Source organism: Stenotrophomonas sp. HMSC10F07, assembly GCF_001807895.1.
Classification (GTDB): domain Bacteria; phylum Pseudomonadota; class Gammaproteobacteria; order Xanthomonadales; family Xanthomonadaceae; genus Stenotrophomonas; species Stenotrophomonas sepilia.
On sequence record NZ_KV791432.1, the window covers coordinates 1 to 24,613 of the forward strand.

19 protein-coding genes and 1 pseudogene are annotated in these 24,613 nt (G+C 65.8%); 8 read left to right on the forward strand and 12 right to left on the reverse strand.

Annotated features, from left to right (window positions below; genetic code table 11):
* Window positions 1–392: 392 nt before the first annotated feature.
* The 8 genes from galU to cmk all read right to left on the reverse strand — a co-directional run bounded on the left by galU (window position 393) and on the right by cmk (window position 8,679).
* Window positions 393–1,271, reverse strand: coding sequence for a UTP--glucose-1-phosphate uridylyltransferase GalU (galU, locus tag HMPREF3114_RS15625; RefSeq protein WP_032954121.1), 879 nt, complete (start codon window positions 1,269–1,271; stop codon window positions 393–395).
* Entirely contained in the window at window positions 1,268–3,181 is a 1,914-nt protein-coding gene (locus tag HMPREF3114_RS15630; protein WP_032954120.1) for a polysaccharide biosynthesis protein, read from the reverse strand. The genes galU and HMPREF3114_RS15630 overlap by 4 nt, the downstream gene beginning before the upstream one ends.
* 3 nt (window positions 3,182–3,184) lie before the next feature.
* Window positions 3,185–4,174 (reverse strand): MraY family glycosyltransferase, encoded by a 990-nt coding sequence (locus HMPREF3114_RS15635; protein WP_032954119.1) that lies wholly within the window; start codon window positions 4,172–4,174, stop codon window positions 3,185–3,187.
* Window positions 4,175–4,177: 3 nt separating this feature from the next.
* Window positions 4,178–5,356 carry a lipopolysaccharide assembly protein LapB gene (gene lapB / locus HMPREF3114_RS15640; protein ID WP_005416232.1) on the reverse strand — a complete coding sequence of 393 codons (1,179 nt, stop codon included), beginning with the start codon at window positions 5,354–5,356 and terminating at the stop codon, window positions 4,178–4,180.
* Between the two features lie 6 nt (window positions 5,357–5,362).
* Window positions 5,363–5,647 (reverse strand): lipopolysaccharide assembly protein LapA domain-containing protein, encoded by a 285-nt coding sequence (locus HMPREF3114_RS15645; RefSeq protein ID WP_005416231.1) that lies wholly within the window; start codon window positions 5,645–5,647, stop codon window positions 5,363–5,365.
* A 77-nt stretch (window positions 5,648–5,724) separates the two neighbouring features.
* The gene (locus HMPREF3114_RS15650) at window positions 5,725–6,030 is read right to left on the reverse strand and encodes an integration host factor subunit beta (protein WP_005409286.1); all 306 of its coding nucleotides are present in this window, start codon (window positions 6,028–6,030) and stop codon (window positions 5,725–5,727) included.
* An 87-nt stretch (window positions 6,031–6,117) separates the two neighbouring features.
* Window positions 6,118–7,803 carry a 30S ribosomal protein S1 gene (gene rpsA, locus HMPREF3114_RS15655; RefSeq protein ID WP_005416230.1) on the reverse strand — a complete coding sequence of 562 codons (1,686 nt, stop codon included), beginning with the start codon at window positions 7,801–7,803 and terminating at the stop codon, window positions 6,118–6,120.
* 198 nt (window positions 7,804–8,001) lie between these two features.
* Complete coding sequence (gene cmk / locus HMPREF3114_RS15660) at window positions 8,002–8,679, reverse strand: (d)CMP kinase (protein ID WP_049411481.1); 678 nt, start codon at window positions 8,677–8,679, stop codon at window positions 8,002–8,004.
* A 197-nt stretch (window positions 8,680–8,876) separates the two neighbouring features.
* On the opposite strand from cmk, the gene ykgO reads away from it, so the two are divergent.
* The 6 genes from ykgO to HMPREF3114_RS15690 all read left to right on the forward strand — a co-directional run bounded on the left by ykgO (window position 8,877) and on the right by HMPREF3114_RS15690 (window position 13,435).
* Window positions 8,877–9,002 carry a type B 50S ribosomal protein L36 gene (gene ykgO, locus HMPREF3114_RS15665; protein ID WP_005409283.1) on the forward strand — a complete coding sequence of 42 codons (126 nt, stop codon included), beginning with the start codon at window positions 8,877–8,879 and terminating at the stop codon, window positions 9,000–9,002.
* A 145-nt stretch (window positions 9,003–9,147) separates the two neighbouring features.
* The gene (locus tag HMPREF3114_RS15670) at window positions 9,148–9,477 is read left to right on the forward strand and encodes a hypothetical protein (protein WP_005416228.1); all 330 of its coding nucleotides are present in this window, start codon (window positions 9,148–9,150) and stop codon (window positions 9,475–9,477) included.
* A 39-nt stretch (window positions 9,478–9,516) separates the two neighbouring features.
* Window positions 9,517–10,554 (forward strand): agmatine deiminase family protein, encoded by a 1,038-nt coding sequence (locus HMPREF3114_RS15675; protein ID WP_053499679.1) that lies wholly within the window; start codon window positions 9,517–9,519, stop codon window positions 10,552–10,554.
* Window positions 10,555–10,777: 223 nt separating this feature from the next.
* Window positions 10,778–11,665, forward strand: coding sequence for a carbon-nitrogen hydrolase (locus HMPREF3114_RS15680; RefSeq protein ID WP_053499677.1), 888 nt, complete (start codon window positions 10,778–10,780; stop codon window positions 11,663–11,665).
* A 14-nt stretch (window positions 11,666–11,679) separates the two neighbouring features.
* Window positions 11,680–12,210: a GNAT family N-acetyltransferase gene (locus tag HMPREF3114_RS15685; protein ID WP_005416225.1), complete on the forward strand. Its 531-nt coding sequence runs from the start codon at window positions 11,680–11,682 to the stop codon at window positions 12,208–12,210.
* The gene (locus HMPREF3114_RS15690; protein WP_005416224.1) at window positions 12,203–13,435 is read left to right on the forward strand and encodes a TraB/GumN family protein; all 1,233 of its coding nucleotides are present in this window, start codon (window positions 12,203–12,205) and stop codon (window positions 13,433–13,435) included. The genes HMPREF3114_RS15685 and HMPREF3114_RS15690 overlap by 8 nt, the downstream gene beginning before the upstream one ends.
* A gap of 276 nt (window positions 13,436–13,711) precedes the next feature.
* Here the strand turns inward: HMPREF3114_RS15690 and HMPREF3114_RS15695 are convergent, their stop codons facing one another.
* The 3 genes and pseudogenes from HMPREF3114_RS15695 to HMPREF3114_RS15705 all read right to left on the reverse strand — a co-directional run bounded on the left by HMPREF3114_RS15695 (window position 13,712) and on the right by HMPREF3114_RS15705 (window position 21,452).
* Window positions 13,712–16,792, reverse strand: a complete 3,081-nt coding sequence (locus tag HMPREF3114_RS15695; protein WP_053499675.1) for an efflux RND transporter permease subunit — start codon at window positions 16,790–16,792, stop codon at window positions 13,712–13,714.
* Window positions 16,789–20,244: pseudogene (locus tag HMPREF3114_RS15700) on the reverse strand (efflux RND transporter permease subunit); the annotation flags it as partial. The gene HMPREF3114_RS15695 and the pseudogene HMPREF3114_RS15700, both read right to left, overlap by 4 nt.
* A 62-nt stretch (window positions 20,245–20,306) precedes the next feature.
* Window positions 20,307–21,452 carry an efflux RND transporter periplasmic adaptor subunit gene (locus tag HMPREF3114_RS15705; RefSeq protein WP_049411461.1) on the reverse strand — a complete coding sequence of 382 codons (1,146 nt, stop codon included), beginning with the start codon at window positions 21,450–21,452 and terminating at the stop codon, window positions 20,307–20,309.
* A gap of 206 nt (window positions 21,453–21,658) precedes the next feature.
* On the opposite strand from HMPREF3114_RS15705, the gene HMPREF3114_RS15710 reads away from it, so the two are divergent.
* Window positions 21,659–22,042: a c-type cytochrome gene (locus HMPREF3114_RS15710; RefSeq protein WP_005416219.1), complete on the forward strand. Its 384-nt coding sequence runs from the start codon at window positions 21,659–21,661 to the stop codon at window positions 22,040–22,042.
* A gap of 9 nt (window positions 22,043–22,051) precedes the next feature.
* Complete coding sequence (locus HMPREF3114_RS15715; RefSeq protein ID WP_005416218.1) at window positions 22,052–22,513, forward strand: c-type cytochrome; 462 nt, start codon at window positions 22,052–22,054, stop codon at window positions 22,511–22,513.
* Between the two features lie 155 nt (window positions 22,514–22,668).
* On the opposite strand, the gene HMPREF3114_RS15720 is transcribed toward HMPREF3114_RS15715, so the two are convergent.
* Entirely contained in the window at window positions 22,669–24,543 is a 1,875-nt protein-coding gene (locus HMPREF3114_RS15720; protein ID WP_053499671.1) for an ATP-binding cassette domain-containing protein, read from the reverse strand.
* Window positions 24,544–24,613 lie beyond the last annotated feature (70 nt).

Sequence of the window (24,613 nt, forward strand, 5' to 3'; positions counted from 1 at the left end):
CTCGATGGCGCCATCCATGGCGCCAACGGTCCCGGGCAGCCCTGCCAACCCGGCCCTTCCAGCCTCCCCGCGGCGGAGGGATGAGCAAAGGCAGGGTCAAAGGCAGGGGTCAGATCCCTTTGCTGCGCAAAGGGCTCTGACCCCAACAAGCAGAAAAGGCAGCCATCGGCTGCCTTTTTGCTTTTGCTTTTGCTCTTGCCTTTGATTCCGCCCTTCCCGTCCGCGCCGCACGGAAACTGTCGAGAGGGGGCGGATGGCCCTCTCCAAAACCGTTGGCGCCATGGATGGCGCCACCGAGCACCATGGAAGGGCTTTGGCGTGTTTTGGAGAGGGCCATCCGCCCCCTCCGCCACGTATCAATCAAAGCGCTGACGGAGCGCTTGATAAACCCCTTATTCCGCCAGCATCGCCGCCAGCTTCTCCCGCGCCGGGCCGGCCAGCTTCGGGTTGTCCAGCGCGAAGCGGATCGTCGCCTCCACCAGACCCAGGTGCGTACCGCAGTCGAAGCGGGTGCCCTCGAAACGATAGGCATCGACTTCTTCGGTCTTCAGCAGCTCGGCAATCGCATCGGTCAGCTGGATCTCGCCGCCGGCACCGGTCTGGGTCTGTTCCAGCAGTTCGAAGATCTTCGGGCTCAGCACGTAGCGGCCGACCACCGCCAGGTCACTCGGCGCGTCCTCCGGCTTCGGCTTCTCGACGATCTGCGAAATGCGGCCCTTGCGGCCATCGAACGCCTCAGTGGCGACGATGCCGTAGCTGGCGGTCTTTTCGTGCGGCACGTCTTCGACCGCAATCACGCTGGCACCGCTGGCCTCATTGAGGTCGGCCATCTGCTTCAGCGCACCCGCACCGCGATTCCAGATCAGATCGTCGGGCAGCAGCACCGCGAACGGCTCGTCACCGATCACAGCCTTGGCACACAGCACTGCGTGCCCCAGGCCCAGCGCCTCGGCCTGGGTCACGAAGATCGCGCGCACGCCGTTGGGCAGCACATGCCGGATCAGCTCCAGCTGCTCCTGCTTGCCGGCGCGCTCGAGCTTCTGCTCCAGCTCGTAGGCTTTGTCGAAATAATCGGCAACCGCGTGCTTGTAGCGGTTGGTGATGAACACCAGCGTGTCGCAGCCGGCTTCGATGGCTTCATCAACGGCGTACTGGATCAGCGGCCGATCAATGATCGGCAGCATCTCCTTCGGCACAGTCTTGGTTGCTGGCAAAAAACGCGTTCCCAGTCCTGCCACCGGGAAAACTGCCTTGCGAATTCGCTTGCTCATTGGTGCCTGTTCGCCTCACGTGCCGGAAAGGGCACGACTTTAGCGGATGAAATGTAAGCATCCTGTTCGATTGGCGAGAATTCCGGCATCGTCGCAAACAGGATTTCCTGGATGCTGGCAGTGTCGTAGCTGGCAATCGCCTCACGCAGGCGCGGAACGTTGCCCAGCACCAGGTCGCGCGAGAACGTACGCACGCCGGCCTCGAGAATCTTCGGGTGCGCGGTCGAACGGTAGTCTTCGTCCGAATAGAACAGGGTCTCGTGCAGCTTCTCGCCCGGGCGCAGGCCGGTATAGATGATCTGGATGTCCTTGTACGGCTGCTTGCCGGTCAAACGGATCATCTGTTCGGCCAGCACGCGGATCGGCACCGGCTCGCCCATGTCCAGAGTGTAGATCGCACCATGCGACGCCGACGCGGCCGCCTGCAGGATCAGCTGGCAGGCCTCGGGGATGGTCATGAAGTAACGGCTGACTTCCGGGTCCGTGACCGTGACCGGACCACCGCGCAGGATCTGCTCGCGGAACAGCGGCACCACGCTGCCGGCCGACGCCAGCACGTTGCCGAAACGCACCGTGACGAAACGGGTGTGCGTGGACTTCTGGTCCAGGCTCTGGCAGATCATCTCGGCGTAGCGCTTGCTCGCACCCAGCGCATTGACCGGGTCGACCGCCTTGTCCGTGGAAATGAACACGAAATGCTCCACGCGGGCTTCCAGGCACGCGCGGGCGACGTTCTCGGTCGCCAGGATGTTGTTGCGCACCGCTTCGCGCAGCTGGCGCTCCAGCACCGGCACGTGCTTGTAGGCGGCCGCATGGAAAGCGGTATCGACCGGGTGCAGCGACAATGCATGGCGAATCACCGCCGGGTCACCGCAGTCGCCCAGCACCGCCTCGATCTCGACATCGGGGAAGCTGCGCCGCAGCTCGCCCTCGATGGTCAGCAGCAGCAGCTCGCTGATCTCCAGCAGGATGATGCGACCTGCCCCGTGCCGCGCGCACTGGCGACAAAGCTCCGAGCCGATCGAACCACCGGCGCCGGTGACCATCACAGTGCGCCCACCCAACCAGCCGCGGATCAGGTTCCAGTCCGGCATGATCGGCTTGCGGCCCAGCAGATCCTCGATCGCCACTTCCTTCAGCTGGCCCGGCAGCGACTGGCCCTGCAGGATGTCGCTGAGCTTGGGCACGGTACGGAACGGAACGCCGGTGCTTTCGCAGATCGCGACAACGCGCTGCATGCCTGCGGCGTCCAATGACGGCATGGCAATGACCAGCAGCTTGGCAGCGGTCTCGCGGACCACTGTCGGGGCGTCATCCAGGGTGCCGAGGATCGGCAGGCCCTGCAGCTTGGCACCCCGCAGGTGCGGTGCATCGTCGAGCAGGCCGACCGGCTCGAAGTTGCCGGAACGACGCAGGTCGCGCACCAGTGTTTCCGCCGCCTGGCCGGCGCCGAGGATCAGCACGCGGCGGGCGCTGGAATCGGACTGCAGGGCCTGATAGTCCTTCCAGGCCCGGTACAGCAGGCGCGGTGCGCCCAGCAGGGCCGACAGCGCGAACGGGTAGATCACCAGCACCGACATCGGCACGCCGTCGAAGCGCTTCCACATCAGCACCAGGACGATGGCGACCATGCCGATGAAGCTGGCCTTGAAGATGTTCAGCAGGTCGCTGACGCTGGCGAACCGCCACAGCCCGCGATACAGGCCCACGCGCCAGAACACCAGGCCCTGCAACAGCAGGACCAGGGTGGTATCGACGTTCCACAGGGGCAGCGCCGGAGCGTTGGGCAGGATCGAGTAACGCCCTGCATGGAGCAACTGCCAGCATGCCCAGACCATGAAAAGGTCGTGGCAGACGATGGCCGAACGCGGCATCAGGCCGAGGATTCTGTCCCGCCAGGGTGAAGCCATAAGTCAGGTATTTCCTTGTCGGTAGCGCATTCCATTGCGCAGGAGGAGCCAGAGGACGCTCAGCGCGGTGAACCACGCGATCGCCACGGCAGCCTCCCACCTCGGCTGCAAATTGGAGCAGACATTGAACACTGTAATACTGAACAGGCCCAAAGCAAAGTACATCCCTGTCACCTGGGGGTGACTGGCTCCTGCCTGCACCGCGCGCTGGTAGACGTGCTGGGTGTGGGGTTCCATCCAGCGTTGTCCTGAAATGATGCGCGCCAGCAGTGTGAAGCCCGCGTCCACGAGGAACGGCGAAACCGGGACCAGCAGCAGGATCCAGTTGATATCGGTACGCACGCTGGCGAGTGCCAGCACCGCTGCGACCGCATACCCCAGCGCTCCACTTCCGACATCGCCCATGAAGATCCGGGCCCGAGGGAAGTTGAACGGCAGGAATCCAAGGCAGGCCAGGCCCAGGGCCACGGCAGCCAGCGAGTACGGCCACGGCAGCACCGGCGCCAGCCCCAGCATTGCCACGACGGCCTGGCTGGCGGCAATGCCGTTGATGCCGTCCATGAAATTCCAGATGTTGATCAGTGAGGCGGTGAACAGCAGCACCAGCGCCGCCAACAGCCAGCTGCCGCCATTCACCTTCACCAGGCCGGCCAGCAGCGTCGCGGCGATGAAATGGACCAGCAGGCGACGCATCGCTGGCAGGGGCTTGTGGTCGTCCCACCAGCCGATACCGGCCACCAGCACCAGCCCAAGGCTGGCCACCAGTACTGTCGGCGTGCTCTCGGGCCAGGCCCAGATGGCCACGGCTGCAGTCACCAGCAGGCTGATGACGATGGCGATGCCGCCACCGCGCGGCGTAGCGACGCTATGGCTGCGGCGTTCGCCGGGCTGATCCATCAACTGCTGGCGCAGCGCATAGCCGCGTGCCGCCCAGGTCAGCACCGCACTCAGCAGGGCGAGCGCCAGCAGCGCGCCCATCACAAGCCAGGGCATGGATCAGAGCACCGCGTAGTTCAGCAGCGGCTTGACCGTCCCCCACTCCTTGCAGCTCGGACACTGCCAGTGGTGGGTACGCGCCCCGAAGCCGCAGCGGGTGCAGCGATAGGCCGGGTTGCGCACCAGCAACTGGTCAGTGATGTGCTTGAGGTCATGCAGGGTGGCTGTGGAATCGGCGCCCTCGGCCAGGGTGAGGTCGATCAGCGCGGACTCGCCACGCACCGACGGGCGATCCTTCAGCTGGCGGCCCAGGTAGGCACGCGCCGGGGCCACGCCTTCCTGCTCTTCCATCAACCGGGTCAGCGCCAGCACCGGGGCAATGCCACGGTAATGCTCTGTCATCTCCGACAGGAACGCGCGCGCACCTGCCAGATCGCCCACCTTGCGATAGTTCTGCATCAACGCCGGCAGCAGTTCCGGCAGGTATTCGGGGTCGTTGCGCGCGGCGCGCTCGAAGGCGCGCACGGCGGCCTCAGGATTGCCCGCGTCGGTTTCCAACCGGCCCTCGATGATGCCGGCGCGCACCGACATCGCATCGGCCTGGTAGGCGCGGGCGATCGCTGCCCTCGCCTCTTCCAGCTTGCCGGCGCCACGGAATCGCTCGGCCAGTTCGCACTCGAACTGCCCGATCAGCTTGCCCATCGGCTCGCCGGTGACATCCTCGAACCGGGTGGCGTTGTCGATGGCCTTTTCCCAATCGCGCTCGGCCTGGTAGATGCCGATCAGGTGCTTGAGCGCCTGCGGTGCGCGCTGATCCAGCTGGGCCAGCTCGGTGAACACGGTCTCGGCACGATCCAGCAGGCCGGACTTCATGTAGTCCTCGCCCAGGGCCAGCAGGGCCTGCACGCGCTGTGCGTCACTCAGGTCATGGCGATTGACCAGGCCCTGGTGCAGGCGGATGGCGCGGTCGACTTCGCCACGACGGCGGAACAGATGGCCCAGCGCGACCTGGGTCTCGAAGGTTTCCTTGTCCAGCTCGGCGATGTGCAGGAACAGCTCGATGGCCTTGTCCGGCTGCTCGTTGAGCAGGTAGTTCAGGCCACGGAAATAGGTGCTCGACAGGCGGCTGACCTGGCTGTCACCGTGGCGTTGGCCACCACGCCGCCCGATCACCCACCCGGCCAGTGCGGCCAGCGGTACGAACAGGAAGAACCAGAACCACTCGGTGACGAAATCCATCTTCGATCAACGTCCATCAAAAGATTGGGGGGAAGCAACCGGTGCCGGCGAAGCGGCAGCGGACTTGTTGGCGCGACGCAGCTGGCCGTAGAGCGGAATGACCACGCTCACCAGCACCAGCCCGGCACCGACCACGACACCGACCAGCAGCGCGGCAATCAGGGCCACGCCCACCGAAGTGTGCAGTTGGGTAAACAGCAGGTTGATCGACATTGCGGTCATGTTGACCGCACCGATGATCAATCCAAGGATCAGCACCGCCAGCAGGACCAGCAGACGAAAAACCTTCATGCGACAGCTCCAGTGGCAGGAGTCCGTAGCTTATCCGACTCGCGGCTGGATTCGCACGCGGTGGCGCGACGGCAGGCTCAGGCCGGATCGGCGTCCAGCGGCAGCACACTGCTGACCCGCTCGCGCAGTTCCTTGCCCGGCTTGAAATGGGGAACATGCTTGCCCGGCAGGGCAACCGATTCGCCGGTCTTCGGGTTGCGACCCAGGCGCGGCGGACGATAGTGCAGCGAGAAGCTGCCAAATCCACGGATTTCGATGCGATCCCCGGCGGACAGCGATCCGCCCATCATTTCCAGCAACGACTTCACCGCCAGATCGACATCATCGGCCTTCAGGTGCGCCTGGCGGCGCGCAAGGATTTCGATCAGTTCGGATTTGGTCATTACCGGCTCACATCAGGGGCATCTCAGCCTGAAACGGCCCGGGCAATGCCCGGGCCGTCCAGGAAACAACGAACAGCCTAAGGCCGATTACTCGGACTTGTTGCCGTTCAGCTGTGCACGCAGCAGCGCGCCCAGCTGGGTGGTGCCGCTGGAAGCCGAAGAGGACTGGTATTCCTCCAGCACTTCGCGCATTTCAGCGTCGTCCTTGGCCTTGATCGACAGCTGCAGGGTACGGCCCTTGCGGTCCATGCCCACGAACTTGGCTTCGACCTTGTCGCCGACCTTCAGGTGCTGGGTGGCGTCGTCAACGCGCTCGTTGGCGATGTCGCGGGCCGAGACGTAACCTTCGATGCCGTCAGCCAGCTCGATGATCGCGCCCTTGGCGTCGACTTCCTTCACCACGCCTTCGACCTTGGAACCCTTCGGATTGGCAGCCATGTACTGGCCGAACGGATCCTGCTCCAGCTGCTTCACGCCCAGGGAGATGCGCTCGCGCTCCGGATCGACGGCCAGGACGACGGCGTCCAGGGTATCGCCCTTCTTGAAGTTGCGAACGACGTCTTCGCCGGTGGTGTTCCAGCTGATGTCGGACAGGTGGACCAGGCCGTCGATGCCGCCGTCCAGGCCGATGAAGATGCCGAAGTCGGTGATCGACTTGATCTGGCCCGACACCTTGTCACCCTTCTTGTGGGTGGCAGCGAAGGTTTCCCACGGATTGGCGGCAACCTGCTTCATGCCCAGCGAGATGCGGCGACGCTCTTCATCGACGTCCAGCACCATCACTTCGACTTCATCACCCACCTGGACAACCTTGGACGGGTTGACGTTCTTGTTGGTCCAATCCATCTCGGAGACGTGCACCAGGCCTTCGACGCCCGGCTCGATCTCAACGAACGCACCGTAATCGGTGACGTTGGAGACCTTGCCGAAGACGCGGCTGTTGGCCGGGTAACGACGGCCGATGTTGTCCCACGGATCCTCGCCCAGCTGCTTCAGGCCCAGCGAAACGCGGTTGCGCTCGCGGTCGAACTTCAGCACGCGGACGTCCAGCTCGTCGCCGACGTTCACGACTTCCGACGGGTGACGCACGCGCTTCCACGCCATGTCGGTGATGTGCAGCAGGCCGTCGATACCGCCCAGGTCCACGAACGCGCCGTAATCGGTCAGGTTCTTGACGACACCCTTCAGGATCGCGCCTTCCTGCAGCTTGTCCATCAGCTGCTCGCGCTCTTCCGAGTGCTCGCTTTCGACGACAGCGCGGCGCGAGACCACGACGTTGTTACGCTTGCGGTCCAGCTTGATGAGCTTGAACTCGAGTTCCTTGCCTTCCAGGTAGGCCGGATCGCGCACCGGGCGCACATCGACCAGGGAACCCGGCAGGAAGGCGCGGACATCCTTGATGTCCACGGTGAAACCACCCTTGACCTTGCCGCTGATGCGGCCGGTGATGGTTTCGTTCTTTTCCAACGCTTCTTCCAGCTCGTCCCACACCATCGCGCGCTTGGCCTTCTCGCGCGACAGGACGGTTTCGCCGAAGCCGTTCTCGATCGAGTCGAGGGCGACCTTGACGATGTCGCCTTCGGCGACGTCGATTTCGCCAGCGTCGTTACGGAACTGTTCGATCGGCACGATGCCTTCGGACTTCAGGCCAGCGTTGATCACCACGACGTCGCCGCGGACTTCAACAACGGTACCGCTGACGATGGCGCCCGGCTTCAGCTTGGCCAGGTTGGCCTGGCTGGCTTCAAACAGTTCGGCAAATGATTCGGTCATTAGATTTACTCTGTTGGACACATGGGTCGGTGGCGTCCCCTTCAGGGGAATGGCGACCGCCCGCCTGTTGGTCGACCCCGGAAACGCAGGTCGTGTGTAGTAGGAAAACCGCCACGCATCATTGCGCGACGGAGCGGGTACAGCACTGCTTTGCGCGACCACTGCCGATGCGACTGGCAGTGCTCCCGCGCGAACGGATCAGGCAGCCGGAACCGGAAGCAGATCCATCACTCGGGCAACGACATCATCGATGCCGATGCCTGTGGTGTCGATGAGGACAGCATCGTCTGCCGGCTTCAGGGGCGCCACGGTACGCTGAGCATCACGGGCGTCGCGGGCCATGATCTCGCGCAGGAGGTCATCAAAGTTAACAGAAACCCCCTTGTCTTTCAACTGCTTATGCCGGCGCTCTGCGCGCTCCTCGGCACTGGCGGTCAGGAAGACCTTGTAGGGGGCGTCCGGAAAGATCACCGTGCCCATGTCGCGGCCGTCGGCGACCAGGCCCGGCAGCTCCCTGAATGCGCGCTGGCGCTCCTTCAGGGCGGCCCGGACCTCCGGGATGGCAGCAATGGCCGAGGCCAGCGCCCCGGTGGTCTCCAGGCGCAGCTCGTCGGTGGCATCGGTGCCGTTGACCATGACCCGCATGGCATCGCCCTGCTCGACAAACTGAACGTGGGTATCAAAGGTGCAGCGGACCAGCGCGGAGGCGTCGGAGGTGTCGATGTCGGCCCAGCTTGCGGCCACGCCCACCGCCCGGTACAGCGCGCCCGAATCCAGGTAATGCCAGCCCATCCTGCGCGCGATGATGCGGCTGATGGTACCCTTGCCGGCCCCGGATGGGCCGTCGATGGTCAGGACGGGAGCGAGTGGATTCATGGGGGTCCCAGAGCGTGTGAAGAGGCCATTCTAGCCCCTGCCAGACGCCCCCAGCGGGATCTTTTGTGCAACCACTTGAAACCATGAGGAAAAGCCCGGTAGAATGGCGGGCTTGAACGAGCGTCAACTGCCGATTGTCTTTCGCATATCGCGGCCACGCTCCACCCGAACAACTACTGTTTACGCCGAGGTATGCCATGAAAGTCCTGTCCTCCCTGAAGTCGGCGAAGGCCCGTCACCGTGACTGCAAGGTCGTGCGTCGTCGTGGCAAGATCTTCGTCATCTGCAAGTCGAACCCGCGTTTCAAGGCGCGTCAGCGCTAAGCCTCACAGCCTTCCGGCTGCGGCTGGCCCTACGCGGGGCCGACCCGATGCAAGAAACCGCCTTCGGGCGGTTTTTTGTTTATGCGGCTTTTTCCTGCCGTTTTTGCTGTAATCGCCTTTCTTGACCACTGGGGAGTAGATCGAGATGAAGCGTTACCTGTCCGCCCTGGCCGTGATGGCCACCCTGGCCGCCGCCACACCGGCACTGGCCGATACCCTGCTTGTCGACCGTGCCCGCGAGAAGCCGGCCGGTGCCCTGCCCGTGCGCGGCCAGAGCATGCAGCAGGTGCAGGCGCAGTTCGGCGCGCCCAGCGAACAACTGCAGCCGCGTGGCGGGCAGAAGCGGCAATGGCCGACCATCAACCGCTGGGTGTACCCGCAGTTCACCGTCTACTTCGAGAAGCAGAAGGTGATCGACGTGGTGGCCAACCAGGCGGACCCGAACGAAATCGGCCCGAAACCACCGATCCGTTGATCCCTTTTCCCGCCCTGGGCGGGCCTGTGTAGCGAGACCATGAACCAGACCCTTCGTTTTCCTGCCGAGTGGGAAGCCCAGAGCGGCGTCCTGATTGCCTGGCCTACCGCCGACACCGACTGGGCCGACCGCCTGGGCCAGGTGGAAGAGACCTACATCGCCCTGGTCGCGGCCATCACCCGCTTCCAGCCGGTGCTGATCTGCGTGGCCGACGACGATGTGGAGACCTATGCCGAAATGCGGCTGCGCTCCAACCGCATCGACATGGACAAGGTGCACTTCACCACGGCCGCCTACGACGATACCTGGCTGCGCGACTCCGGCCCGATCACCCTGCGCCGCGCCGACGGCGGTTTCCAGCTGCTGGACTTCCGCTTCACTGGCTGGGGCGGCAAGTTCGACGCCACCCTGGATGACCAGCTGGTGGGCGTGCTCGACCAGGCTGGCGTGTTCAACGACGCCCCGGTACGCAGCATTCCGTTCGCGTTGGAAGGCGGTGGCATCGAGACCGACGGCGAAGGCACCCTGCTGACCACCTGGAAGTGCCTGCACGAACGCCACCCGGACCGCGACCGCGCCAGCCTGAGCGCCGACCTGGCCGACTGGCTGCAGCAGGACCGCGTGCTGTGGCTGGACCACGGCTACCTGGAAGGCGACGACACCGACGCCCACATCGATACCCTCGCCCGCTTCGCCTCCGCTGACAGCATCGTCTATCAGGCCTGCGACGACGAGAGCGATTCGCACTACGCCGAGCTGCAGGCGATGGGCAACGAGCTGGCCGCGCTGCGCACCAAGGACGGCCAGCCGTATCGCCTGTTCCCGCTGCCGTGGGCGCGGCCGGTGATCGACGAAGGCCGCCGTCTTGCTGCGTCGTACGCCAACTACCTGATCGTCAACGGCGCGGTGCTGATGCCGGCCTATGGCGACCCGGCCGACGACCTGGCCCGTGATGTGCTGGCCCAGGCGCATCCGGGTCGCGAGATCGTGCAGGTGCCTTGCCGCTCGCTGATCTGGCAGAACGGCAGCCTGCACTGCATCACCATGCAGCTGCCGGAAGGGCTGTTGAAGGCCTGACGGATGACGCCGGGCCCCGCCCGGCACTGCTTTTATAGAGTCGAGCCATGCTCGACTGGCTTCATGTAGAGCCGAGCCCACGCTCGGCTGGCCGCTCGCGCGATCGAAGCAGAGCGCAGCCGAGCATGGGCTCGGCTCTACAACACCGGCCATTCAGCGCGCGACACGCCGTCGCCGCCCATCCGCGCTAACATGCAGGTTTTCCCCCGCAGGAACGCCCCGCATGAACTCGCGCAGCCCCCTTACCGTCGCCCTGATCCAGGAGCGCAACCACGGTGATGCCGCCGCCAACCTGGCGGTGATCGAAGCACGCGTGGCCGAGGCGGCTGCGCAGGGTGCCAAGCTGGTGCTGCTGCAGGAACTGCACAACGGCCCGTATTTCTGCCAGCACGAATCGGTGGACGAATTCGACCTGGCCGAATCCATTCCGGGCCCGAGCACCGAGCGCCTGGGCGCACTGGCGAAGAAGCATGGCGTGGTGCTGGTCGGCTCGCTGTTCGAGCGCCGCGCTGCCGGCCTGTACCACAACACCGCCGTGGTGTTCGAGAAGGACGGTACGCTGCTCGGCAAGTACCGCAAGATGCACATCCCGGATGATCCGGGCTTCTACGAGAAGTTCTACTTCACCCCGGGCGACATCGGCTTCAAGCCGATCGATACGTCGGTGGGCCGCCTGGGCGTGCTGGTGTGCTGGGACCAGTGGTACCCGGAAGCGGCACGCCTGATGGCGCTGGCCGGCGCCGAGCTGCTGCTGTACCCGACCGCGATCGGCTGGGACCCGGACGACGTGCAGGACGAGAAGACCCGCCAGCGCGACGCCTGGGTGCTGAGCCACCGTGGCCACGCCGTGGCCAACGGCCTGCCGGTGCTGAGCTGCAACCGCGTCGGCCACGAGGCGTCGCCGCTGGGCGCGTCGGGCATCCAGTTCTGGGGCAACAGCCACGTGCTCGGCCCGCAGGGCGAGTTCCTGGCCGAGGCCGGCACCGAGGCCACCGTGCTGCTGTGCGACGTCGACCTGCAGCGCAGCGAGCATGTGCGCCGCATCTGGCCGTTCCTGCGTGATCGCCGCATCGATGCATACGGCGACCTGCTCAAGCGCTACATCGACTGAGCCGGAGCCCGCGCATGGCCGTCCTCATCCGTGATGCCGGTCCGGCCGACATCGACGCAATCACCGCCATCTACGCGGTGGAAGTGACCGATTTCGTCAACACCTACGAGTACGACATCCCGGACGCGACCGAGATGCTGCGCCGCATGCGCGACATCATTGATCGTGGCTTCCCCTACCTGGTCGCCGAGATCGACGGCCAGGTGGCTGGCTATGCCTATGCCAACACCTATCGCACCCGCATTGCCTACCAGTGGACCGTGGAGAACTCGGTCTACGTCGATGCCGCGTTCCAGGGCAAGGGTGTCGGCACCGGCCTGCTGCAGGCCTTGATCGACGCCTGCGTGGCACGTGGCTACCGGCAGATGGTGGCGGTGATCGGCGAACCGACCAACACCGCCTCGATCAAGCTGCACGAACGCTTCGGCTTCGAGCTGGTGGGCGTGTTCCGTGGCCTCGGCCGCAAGCATGGCCGCTGGCTGGACACCGTACAGATGCAGCGCGCGCTCGGCGATGGCGCCGACACCGCCCCCTCCAATGAATGAACCCATGACCGAAACCCTTCCCGAGACCGGCGACGACCTGTTCGCCGGCCAGCCGGTGCGCGTCGTCGAACGCGACGGCGTGCGCTACACCCTGCTGGGCACCGCCCACGTCTCCCGCGCCAGCGTCGAGGCCGTTGAAAAAGCCATCGACAGCGGCCGCTTCGATGCCGTTGCCGTCGAGCTGGACCCGCAGCGCCTGCAGGCGCTGAGCGACCCCGACACACTCGCCAAGCTCGACCTGGTCGAGGTGATCCGCAAGGGCCGCGTCGCCCTGTTCGCCGCCAACCTGGCTCTGTCCGCCTATCAGCGTCGCCTGGCCGAGCAACTCGACATCGAGCCCGGTGCCGAGCTGAAACGTGCGGTGGAACTCGCCCGCGAACGCAACCTGCCGGTGCACCTGATCGACCGCGAGGTTGGCCTGACCTTCCGCCGCGCGTCGCAACGGCTGGGCTTCTTCGGCAAGCTGAAGCTGGTTGCCGGCCTCGGCGCCGGCCTGTTCTCGTCCGAGGAAGTGGGCGAGAACGAGATCGAGAAGCTCAAGCAGGGCGACATGCTGGAATCGAGCTTCGGTGAGTTCGCAAGCGAGAGCCCGGCGCTGTACGAAACCATCATCGGCGAGCGCGACCGCTACATGGCCACCCGCCTGCGCGAAGAACACGACCCGCGCCAGCGCGAAGTGCTGGCAGTGGTCGGAGCCGGCCACCTGGCGGGTCTGGCACGCCACCTGGAAACCGACACCGAGGCACCGGCGCCGCTGCGCGCCGAGCTGGAGGCGGTGCCGAAGAAGCGCAACATCCCGTGGTTCACGCTGGGCATCCTGGCGATCGTGGCGACCGGCATCGGCGTAGGCTTCTACCGCGGCGGCCTGGGCGTAGGCACCGAGCTGCTGGCAACCTGGGCGATGTATACCGGCGGCCTGGCCGGCCTGGGCTGCCTGCTGGCCGGTGGTCACCCGCTGAGCATCCTCACCGCGATCGCGGTAGCCCCGTTCAAGCCGTTCCGCCTGAGCATCCCGACCGGCGCCTTCTCGGCACTGGTGGAAGCGCGTGTGCGCAAGCCAGCCTACGAGGACTTCCTGAAGCTGCGCGACGATGCGCAGAGCCTGAAGGGCTGGTACCGCAATCGCGTTACCCGCGTGGTGCTGACCTTCATGCTGACCAACATCGGCAGCATGCTCGGCCTGTGGCTGACCACGTTCAAGGTGTGGGGCAAGGTGGCGGGGTAAGCCTCAACCGGCCACAGAATCTGTAGCGCCCGAGCCCATGCTCGGGCGACGCCGCAACGCGGCGAACAGCAGCCGAGCATGGCTATGCCGGCCGTCCTGGCCGACACCCTCCGGGCCGTCGCAAGCGACGTTGGCAGCGGCTCCTGCCGCTGCCTTCGGCTCTACAGAGGCAAGCAGACGCGGCGAGCAAAAAAAAGGGGGAGGCCGCCCCACTACGACCGGCCTCCCCCACACCACAACACGTTGGCGCGTATTACGGTCGAGCAAGCTCGACCACTACACCGCGGTCCCCGCCACGACCTCCACACCTCGCGCGCGACGGATCAGCCGCGTCACGGCATTGCGCAGGTCATCGAGCACCGCGTAGATCGTCGGCAGGAACAGCAGGCTGACCACGGTCGAGAACGCCAGGCCGCCGGCAATCGCGCGCGCCATCGGCGAGTACTCCGGGCCATTGCCGAACATCTGCGTGTCGGTCAGCGAGATCGGCACCATCGCCAGGATCGCCGTGCCCATGGTCATCATGATCGGGCGCAGGCGTTCGCGTGAGCCTTCCACCAGCGCCTGGGTACGGCCCATGCCGCTGCGCCGCAGGTTGTTGATGTGCTCGATCATCACGATGCCGTTGTTCACCACCACGCCCATCAGCACCAGGATGCCAATGAAGGACATGATCCCGAACGAGGTGCCAGTGATCCAGAAAAGCCAGAACACGCCGAAGATCGAGAACAGCACGCCGCTCATGATCGCCGCCGGGAACAGCAGCGACTCGAAGACCGCCGCCATCACCACGTAGATCATCACCAGCGCGATCAGCAGGTTGAACACCATCTGCTGCATGGCTTCATCATCGTTGCCGTAGTCGCCGCCATCGAAGGTGAAGCCGTAGCCGGCCGGGAAGTTCATCGGCTTGAGCACAGCCTCTATCGCCTTGCGCCCGTCCGGTGCGGTGACCTTCCCGGCCAGGTTGGCCTTGATGGTCAATGTCGTCTGACGATTGGTACGGCCGATCTGGGTGGCCGACGAACCAACGTCCACGGTGACCAGGCTCAGCAGCGGCACGCTGCGGCCATCGCCGGTACGCACGCTGAAACCGGCCAGGTCTTCCGGGCTGCTCTGCTCGGCGCCGGCAAAGCGCACCCACACCGGCACTTCATTGTCACCGCGACGGAACTCGCGCATCGGTGCGCCGCGCAGCGCCAGGCCGACGAAGCTGGCCACCTGTTCGGCGTTGAAACCGAACGCTGCGGCACGCTCACGGTCGACGCGTACCTTCAGCTCGCCGCCCTTCTCGCCGTTGTCGATGCGCACGTCCCGCAGTTCGGCACGCTGCGCCAGCAACGGCACCACTTCCTGGCCGATCTCCTGCAGCATCGAGCTGGAATCGCCCACCATCTGCACCTGCACGCCCTGGTTGCCGCCACCCCCGCCATCGCCGCCCTGGTTGCCGACGAAATAGTCGGTGCGGGCGGACTTCGGCAGGCCCTTGCGCAACTCTTCCTGCAGCGCCTTGATGTCCTTGGCGTACCTCTCGTCCAGGGTGACCACCGTGGAGCTGCCTTCCTGCTCGCTGTACCAGGAGTACACCTGCTTCACGTGCAGGCGCTCGCGGTTCTGGTCGATCCAGCTCTCCACGCGCGCCACTTCCTCGGACATCTGCCGGTAGGTGTAGGCGCCCTTCCACATGTAGCCGATGAAGATGTCCTTGCCGCCCTCGCCCCCGAACATGTCGACCTTGGTCAGCTTCATCGGCACCAGGCTGACCAGTACCACCAGCAGGATGCCGAGCAGGCTCCAGCCGCGGTGGTGCAGCGACCAGTCCAGCAGCTGTGCATAGCGCCGCTGCAGGCGCGCGATCAGGCCGGTCTGCGAGTGCACCAGCTTGGGTGTGGCCATGCGTGCGGACAGCATCGGAATCAGGCTGACCGCGACCAGCCACGAGGCCAGCAGCGAGACCGAGATGGTGATCGCGATCTGCGCCATGAAGATGCTGATGTTGTTGGTCTCGCCGAACAGGTTCGGCACGAACACGATGCAGTGGCACAGCGTACCGGCGCTGAGCGCGATGGCCACGTTGCGGGTGCCGATGATCGAGGCCAGCCGTGGCTGCCCCGGCATGCGCTCGCGCTCCTGGTAGATGCTCTCCACCACCACCACGGCGTTGTCGACCAGCATGCCCACGGCCAGCAGCAGGCCCATCATGGTCAGGATGTTCAGCGTCACCCCGACGAAGTACATGAAGCCCAGGGTGATGGTGAAGCAGATAGGAATGGCCAGGGTCACCATCAGCGTCGACGGCCAATGGCGCAGGAAGAAGAACAGCACCGTCACCGACAGGATCAGGCCGACCGCACCGGCTTCGGCCAGCTCCAGCAGCGACGAGGTCACCGCCTTGCCCTGGTTGTCGATCACCTTTATCTGCACGTCGCGCATCGACGGCTGCGCACGGATCGCCTCGACCTCGGCCAGCGCCGCGCGCGACACGTCCACCAGATTGGCGCTGCGCTCCTTGAAGATGTCCAGGCCGACCGCCGGGTTGCCGTCCAGGCGACGCCCGTAGTTCATCCGTGCAGGCTTCAGGCGCACGTCGGCGATATCGCCCAGGCGCAGGCCCTTGGCGTTGATCACCAGGTCGCGCATCTCCTGAAGGTCGGTGATCTCGCCCACCGGCTGCACGCGCACGCGCTGGCCGTTGTCGTCGATCTGCCCGGCCGAGATCGAGAAGTTCAGCGTGCGCAGGCGCTCGCTCAGCTCGTTGATGCTCAACCCATGCGCGTTGAGCCGGTTCGGATCGATGGCGATCTCCACCTCGTTCGGCGGTGCACCGGTGATGTCGACGCGGGCCACACCGGGAATACGCTCGATGCGCCGTTTGAACTCACGGTCGAGCATGTCATAGGCAGTGGTCAGGTCGGAGGTACTGGCCAGGCGTACCTTCAGTACCGGCTGGTCACTGCTGGACCACTTGAACACGTTGTAGCGCTGCAGGTCGTCGGGCAGGTCGCTGCGGATCGCATCGATACGCTCGCGCGCGTCGGACGCGGCAATGGCGATGTCGCGGTCCCAGTCGCTGAACTCGATATAGATCAGCGCCGCCTCGGAGGTGGCCGATGAGCGCATGCGCTTGATGCCGGTCATCGTCGCCAGCGACTCCTCGACCGGGCGGATGATGGTCCGCTCCACTTCCTCGGGCGTCGAACCGGTGTATGGGATCTGCACGAACAGGAACGGCGCGGAGATGTCCGGCAGCGCCTCCAACGGCAGCCGGAACGAAGCGATCAGGCCGATCACTACCAGCGACACGAAGCACATGATGGTGGTGACCGGGCGGCGGATGGAGAACTCGGCAACGCTCATGCCGGCTCCTCCACACCTGCCGTGCCGCCCTCGTCGCCATGCAGGCCTTCACCGGCATGCTTGCGGCCGCGCTCACGGTAATAGGCGTCGCCGCGACGATCCATCAGGTCGTACACCACCGGGATCACCAGCAGCGTCAGCAGCGTCGACACCAGCAGGCCACCGATCACGGTGATCGCCATCGGTGCACGCACTTCGGCGCCCTCGCCCATGGCCACCGCCAGCGGCAGGAAGCCGAACAGCGTGCACAGCGTGGTCATGATGATCGGGCGCAGGCGCGAGCGCGCACCTTCCACCAGCGCCTCATGCTTGGCCACGCCGGCTTCGCGCAGCTGGTTGACCTTGTCGATCAGGATGATCGCGTTCTTGGTGACCAGGCCGACCAGCAGGATCAGGCCGATGAACACCACCACCGAGATGGGCTTGCCGGTCAGCATCAGCGCCAGGATCGCGCCGACCAGCGCCAGCGGGATGGTGAACAGGATCACGAACGGGTGCAGCAGCGACTCGAACTGCGAGGCCATCACCAGGTAGACCAGGAAGATCGCCAGTCCAAAGGCGAAGATCAGCGACTTCGCCGCCTGCGCCAGCTCCTCGCCCTGGCCACCGATGTGCAGGCCAACGCCCGCACCCAGCGGCTGCTCGGCCACCATCTGCTGCACTTCGCGCATGGCTGCGCCGAGGTCGATGTCGCGCAGGTTGGCCGATACCACCGCCACCCGGGTCTGGTCGGCACGATGGATCTCGCTGGGGCCGGTGGTGGCGACCACGTCGGCCACCGCGTCAAGGGTGACCGGGCGGGTGCTGCCCGGATTGACGATCAGCCGGCGGATGCTCTCGACGCTGGCGCGGTCACCTTCCTGGGCACGCACCAGCACGTCGATCTTGCGATCACGGAAGCTGTAGCGGGTGGCGACGTCGCCGCGCACCTTCTTCACCACCACGTCGGCGATCTGGCGGGTGGTCAGGCCCAGCGCACCCGCGCGCTCCTGGTCGAAGCGGATCTGGATTTCCGGGAAGCCCTCTTCCACCGTCGACTTCACGTCGGCGTAGTGCGCATTGCCGCGCAGCATCGCCGCCAAGCGCTGGCCGGCCACTTCCAGGGTCGCCATGTCCTGCCCGCGCAGTTCGATTTCCAACGGCGTGGAGAAGCTGAACAACGCCGGCCGCGCGAAGTCGACCTGGGCGCCCGGGTGCTGGCTCATGGTGCCGCGCAGGCGTTCGGTGATTGCCGCTTCAGTGCGCGCGTTGCCACCGCCTTCCATCACCACAGTCAGCTTGCCGATGTTCTCGCCGCTTTCGGTCGGACTGGCATCCAGCCGGGTGCCGCTGCCACTGACGCCATACAGCGAGGCCACGCCCTCCCCCTTGCCGTGCGCCAGCTGCAGCTCGCGCACCAGCGCATCGGTCTGCTTCAGCGGCGTGCCGGCCGGCAGCTTCACCGTCATTTCGAACCGGTCCTGCGCCAGCTGCGGAATCAGGTCCGCGCCAAGCATCGGTACCAGCGCCATGGTCGCCACGAAGATGATGGCTGCCACGCCCAGCACCTTGCCGGGATGCGCCAGCGCACTCGGCAGCAGGCGCAGGTAGCCTCGCTCGGCGCCTGCATAGGGCTTCATCGCCAGGTCGCTGGCCTTGCGCATCACCGGGCCGACCACTGCCACCACGCCACGCCACACGCGCACGACAAGCCACGCCAGCGCATAGAAGCTCCAGCGCACGCTGGCGACCACGCCACGGCGGCCCAGCGCAACCGGCTTCTGCCAGCGCTTCTGCGGCTGCCATGCTTCGTTCGGCGCCTCTTCCGGGAACGCCAGCGGCGGCCGCCCCTTCAGCGAGCTCAACATCGGGATCAGGGTCATCGACACCAGCAGCGAGATCGCGATGGCGATCGCCACGGTCAGCGCCTGGTCGCGGAACAGCTGCCCGGCGATGCCATCGACGAACACCAGCGGCAGGAACACGGCGATGGTGGTCAGGGTCGAGGCGACCACCGCCATGCTCACTTCGCGGGTGCCGGCAATCGCCGCCTGCAGGATGCCCAGGCCACGCTCGCGGGCCTTGGCGATGCTCTCCAGCACCACGATCGAGTCATCCACCACCAGGCCAGTGGCCAATGCCAGGCCGCCCAGCGACATCACGTTCAGGCTCAGGCCGAGCTGGCCCATGAAGAAGAACGTGGCGATGATCGATACAGGCAACGACAGGCTGATCACGAACGTGCTCCAGCCATCGCGCAGGAACAGGAAGATGATCAGGATTGCCAGCAGGCCACCGATCACCGCGTCCTTCTTGACGTCGGCGATGGCGTGCTCGATGAAGCGCGACTGGTCCTCGATGGTGGTCAGCTCGACATCGGACGGGAACGTGCCCTTGATCTGCTCCAGGCGCTTGCGCAGCGCTTCGGCGGTGGACACGGTGTTGGCGTCGCCTTCCTTGTAGATGGCCAGCTCGACCGATTCCTTGCCGCCCAGGCGGATGATCGCTTCACGCTCCTTGTAGCCCTGCCGCACCGTGGCCACGTCCTTCAGGCGTACCGGCACGCCATTGGCGACCACGCTGGAGCCACCACCGGACGATGCGCTCTGTGCCGCCGACGCGGCGGCGATGGCTGCAGCCGAACCGGTCGACGCGGCGATGTTGAACATCTGCTGCAACGCCGAGTCGGCTGCGCTGCCATTGGCGGCCTGGGTGGTCACCAGCAGGTTGCGGATTTCCTCGAGGTCGGCGAACTGGTTGACGGTACGCACCAGGAAGCGCTGGGAGCCCTCCTCCAGGCGGCCGCCGGAGATGTTGATGTTCTCGTCCTTGAGGCGCTTGATGACGGTGTCGATCGGCAGGTTCAGCTGCGCCAGCTTCTGCTGGTCGATGTCGACCTGGATCTCGTCTTCCAGGCCACCGCCCACCTTCACTGCTGCCACGCCGGTGACCGGCTCCAGCTTCTTCTTCAGGTCTTCATCGGCATAGCGGCGCAGGCCGGTCAGCTCGCGGACCGCATCGGCATCGCTGGTCGGCGCCGTCTTGTTCGACAGCACCAGGCGCATGATCGGCTCGGTGGACGGATTGAAGCGCAGCAGCACCGGAGCCTTGGCCTCCAGCGGCAGGTTCAGCGCTTCCATCTTGTCACGCACCTCCAGGCTGGCCTGGTCCATGTTGGTGCCCCAGGCGAACTCCAGCACCACATCGCTCTGGCCGGTGCGCGAGACCGACTTCAGCTTGCGCAGGTTCTTGACCACGCCCACCGCTTCTTCAACCGGCTGGGTGATCAGGGTTTCGATTTCGGTCGGCGCCGCACCGGTGTATTCGGTGCGCACGGTCAGCGTCGGGTAGCTCAGGTCGGGCAGCAGGTTGACCTTGAGGTTGCCGAGCGCGATCAGGCCGAACAGCAGCAGCGTGACCGTGCACATGGCGATGGTCACACGGCGACGCGTGGCGAATTCCACCAGGCCGCCGCGCATGCCGGCGGCGGCGCCGTCGCTCGCCGGCGAGGCACCGTGGTCGTGGCCCGGGGCAGTCATTGCTTGCTCCCGGCCTTGTCTGCGGGCTTGGCGGCCGCCGCGACCGCCTTCGCCTTCGGATCGGCGATCACCTGCACCGTGGTGCCGTCGCGCAGGGCGACCTTGCCGGCGGTGACCACCTGATCACCGGCCGCCAGGCCATCACGGATCTCCACCCACGGGCCCTCGGCGTAACCCAGCTTGACCGGAACGCGTGCGACCTTGCCTTCGCGCACGCGGAACACCGCCGGCTCACCGTCGTCGAGCAACGCCAGGCGCGGTACCACCAGCGCATCGGCACGCTGGTCGTAATCGATGCGGATGCGCCCGAACATGCCGGGCTGCAGCGCGTGCGCGGCACCATCGAAGGCACTGACCACGCGAAACGTGCCGCTGCCCGAGTCCACCACCGGCGCGATGCGGTCAACGGTGCCGGTGAAGCTCTGGCCCGGCAGTGCGTCGGCCGCCAGCGTCACCGGCTGGCCGGCACGCAGGGTGGCCAGCTCACGTTCGGGTACGTTGAGCGTGGCCTCCAGCCGCGAGTTGTCGACGATGCGGAAGATCGGTGTATTGATCTGCACGAAGTTGCCGGTCTTGATCGAGCGTGAGGCGATCACACCCGAGATCGGTGCCACGACCGTGGTGTAGGACAGCTCCAGCGTAGCCAGGCGGTACTGCGCACGGACGTTCTCCAGGTCGTAGCGCAGCTGGTCGACATCGGCAGCGCTGACCATCTGCTGGCCGACCAGCTTCTGTGCGCGCTGGTAGTTGTTTTCCAGCTTTCGCATCTGCGCTTCGCTCTGCGCCACGGCCAGGCGCGCGCGGTCCGGGTCCAGCCGCACCAGCGGCTGGCCGGCGGTGACCCGCTGCCCTTCCTCGACCAGCACCGCCAAGGCCACGCCGGAGGTTTTGGCGACCACCTGCGACTCTGCACGTGGCTCCAGCGCCGCGGTGCCGGTGTAGCTGGCTGCGACCGCACGATGGCTGGCCACCGCCACTTCGACCGGGACTGCGTCGACCTTCTTCTCCTCCTTGGTCTCGGCAGCCTTGGCTTCGGAATTGGGCCCTGCGGCGCAACCGCCCAGCAGCAGGGAGGTGGAGATCAGCAGTGCGGCAGCGCAGATTCCGCTGCGACGGCCGGACAGGAAGGTTGGGTGCGACATCGTCAGGTCCCTGGAGGATGCGTGGACAGGTGTGGTAGCAAAGTAATGCACCACTTCACGGCAACACCATATCCCAAAGGTCATGGTGCCTTCGTGCCACTGGTCGGCCCGCGCCCCATTTCAGCTAGATGAAACCTGGGGCTATACTCGGGTCGTTCCGTACCCCACGCCGGAACGACCAGACCCGAATCCCCGGAAACGACACCATGCGCCCGCAGCCGCTCGCCGCTTGTCTCGCTCTGGCCGTCCTCCTGCCCCTTGGGGCCGCCGCACAGCCCGCTCCCGCTCCTGCCACACCCACCCCGGCGCCTGCCGCCGCGCCGGCGCCTGCCACGCCCACCGGCAACTTCGACAATGGCCGTGTCCTGGCCTACACCTGCCAGGGGTGCCACGGCATCACCGGCTACAAGAACGCCTACCCCAGCTACCGGGTGCCGAAGATCGGCGGCCAGACCCAGCAGTACCTGGCCCAGGCCCTGACCGAGTACCGCCAGGGCAAGCGCCGGCATCCGACGATGCAGGCGCAGTCGATGAGTTTCAGCGAACAGGAGATCGCCGATCTCTCTGTTTACCTGTCCACCGTCAAGTAAGGCCCGCCCATGTCGAAAGCCGCGCATCCGATGCGTCACGCCATCGCCCTGTCCGTTGCCCTGCTGCTGGCCGCCTGTTCGCAGTCGCAGGTGGAGAACAGCGAGAAATCCGCTGCCGACCCGGGCCATGCCAGCGGCGAACACGGTTCTTCGTCCTCCGCCGGCCTGCCGGCAGGCCGCGAGGCCGCCGGTGAGGCCCGCGCCAAGGTGAAGGGCAAGGCCACCAACCAGAGCTGCATCGACTGCCATGGGGCCGACGGCAATGCGCCGATCGATCCGACCTATCCGAAACTGGGTGGCCAGTACGGTGACTACCTGGCGCACGCGCTGCAGGCCTACCGCGCCGGCGACCGCCAGCATGCGCTGATGACGCCGCAGGCGAAGGACCTGAGTGATCAGGACATCGCCGATCTGGCGGCGTATTTCGGCAGCCGGCCGAGCCAGCTGCGGGATCTGCACGGGGTCAAATGACGGCCGGCCCCCGGTGGGTGCGGCCCCTGGTCCGCACGGACCGTTGATTGGTGGGTGCGGACCGTTGGTCCGCACAGATCCGCATATCCACGCATGGCGTGGATCTACTGATTCTTCATCCGATCAATCGGCGCACTGCTGGCGCCGACCGATACTCAGCCTTCCAGCTCTTCCCAGCGCGCGTACGCGGCATCCAGCTCGGCCTGCACCTTGGCCAGCTGCTGGGTGTGCGCGGTCACTTCCGCACTGCTGCGGGTATAGAACGCCGGGTCGTTCATCGCCGAGGTCAACCCTTCGACGTCGCCTTCCAGCTTCTCGATGGTCTTCGGCAGCTGCTCCAGCTCGCGTGCTTCCTTGTAGGCCAGCTTGCGCTTGGGGGCAGCCGGGGGGGCAGCGGCCGGGGCGGCGGCCGGCGGCTTGGCTGCGGGGACCGAGGCAGGCGCCGCGATGCCGGCCGCATAACGCTGCCAGTCGCTGTAGCCACCGACGTACTCGCCGATCACGCCGTCGCCTTCCATCACCAGCGTGGAGGTCACCACGTTGTCGATGAAGTCACGGTCATGGCTGACCAGCAGCAGAGTGCCGGTGTATTCGCCCAACAGCTCTTCCAGCAGCTCCAGGGTTTCCACGTCCAGGTCGTTGGTCGGTTCGTCCATCACCAGCAGGTTGGACGGCTGCGCGAACAGCTTGGCCAGCAGCAGGCGGTTGCGCTCGCCACCGGACAGGCGGGTAATCGGCGCACGCGCGCGTTCCGGGGTGAACATGAAGTCCTGCAGGTAGGCATGCACGTGCTTGCGCTTGCCGTTGAACTCGAGGAAATCGCGGCCTTCGGCCACGTTCTCGATCGCGCTCCAGTCTTCGCGCAGCACCGCGCGGTACTGGTCGAAATAGGCGATCTGCAGGTTGGTGCCGGCGTTGACTTCGCCCTTGGCCGGCTGCAGCTCGCCCAGCAGCAGCTTCAGCAGCGTCGTCTTGCCGCTGCCGTTGGGGCCGATCAGGCCGATGCGGTCGCCGCGCATGATGGTGGTGGTGAAGTCGCGGACCATGGTGCGCTCACCGAAGGCGAACGAAATATCCTTGACGTCGATGACCTTCTTGCCAGAGCTGATGCCCTGTGCGGCTTCCATCTTGACGTTGCCGCTGAGATCACGGCGCTGCGAACGCTCCACGCGCATCGCCTTCAGGCGGCGCACGCGGCCCTCATCGCGGGTGCGGCGCGCCTTGATGCCTTGGCGGATCCAGACTTCTTCCTGCGCCAGCAGCTTGTCGAAGCGCGCGTTTTCCTGCGCCTGCGCGTTGAGGCGTTCCTCTCGGCGACGCTCGTAGTTGGCCCAGTCGCCCGGCCAGCTGGTGACCTGGCCACGGTCGATCTCGACGATGCGGGTGGCCAGTGCACGCAGGAAGCGGCGGTCATGGGTAACGAACACCACGCTGCCGCTCCAACCCTTCAGGAACGCTTCGAGCCAGTCGATGGCTTCGATATCGAGGTGGTTGGTCGGTTCGTCCAGCAGCAGCACGTCGGGGCTGGACACCAGCGCACGGGCGAGCAGCACGCGGCGCTTCATGCCGCCGGACAGGCGGCCGAACTCGGCTTCGCCGTCCAGGTCGAGCTTGGTCAGGGTTTCGCTGACGCGCTGATCCAGGCCCCAGCCGTTGGCGGCGTCGATCTTGGCCTGCACGTTGCCCAGTGCTTCGCCATCAAATACTTCGGCGTGGCTCAGGTGATGGAATTCGGCCAGCCACTGGCCCAGTTCACCGAGGCCATCGGCGACGACGTCGAACACCGAGCCGGCGGCGCCATGTGGCACTTCCTGCTCCAGGCGGGTGACGCGCACGCCCTGCTGCACGCGGACTTCCCCGTCATCGGGCTTGTGATCGCCGGACAGCAGCTTGAGCAGGGTGGATTTGCCGGCGCCGTTGCGGCCGATCAAGGCGATGCGTTCGCCCGGCTCGATCGACAGTTCGGCCTTTTCCAGCAACAACGGGCCGCCGACGCTGAAGTCGACGTTCTGCAGAGTAATCAGAGGCATCCGGATATTGTACGGGTTGGGGGCGTCGGCCGGGTTGCACCCGGCACCCGCGGTAGTGCCGGCCGCTGGC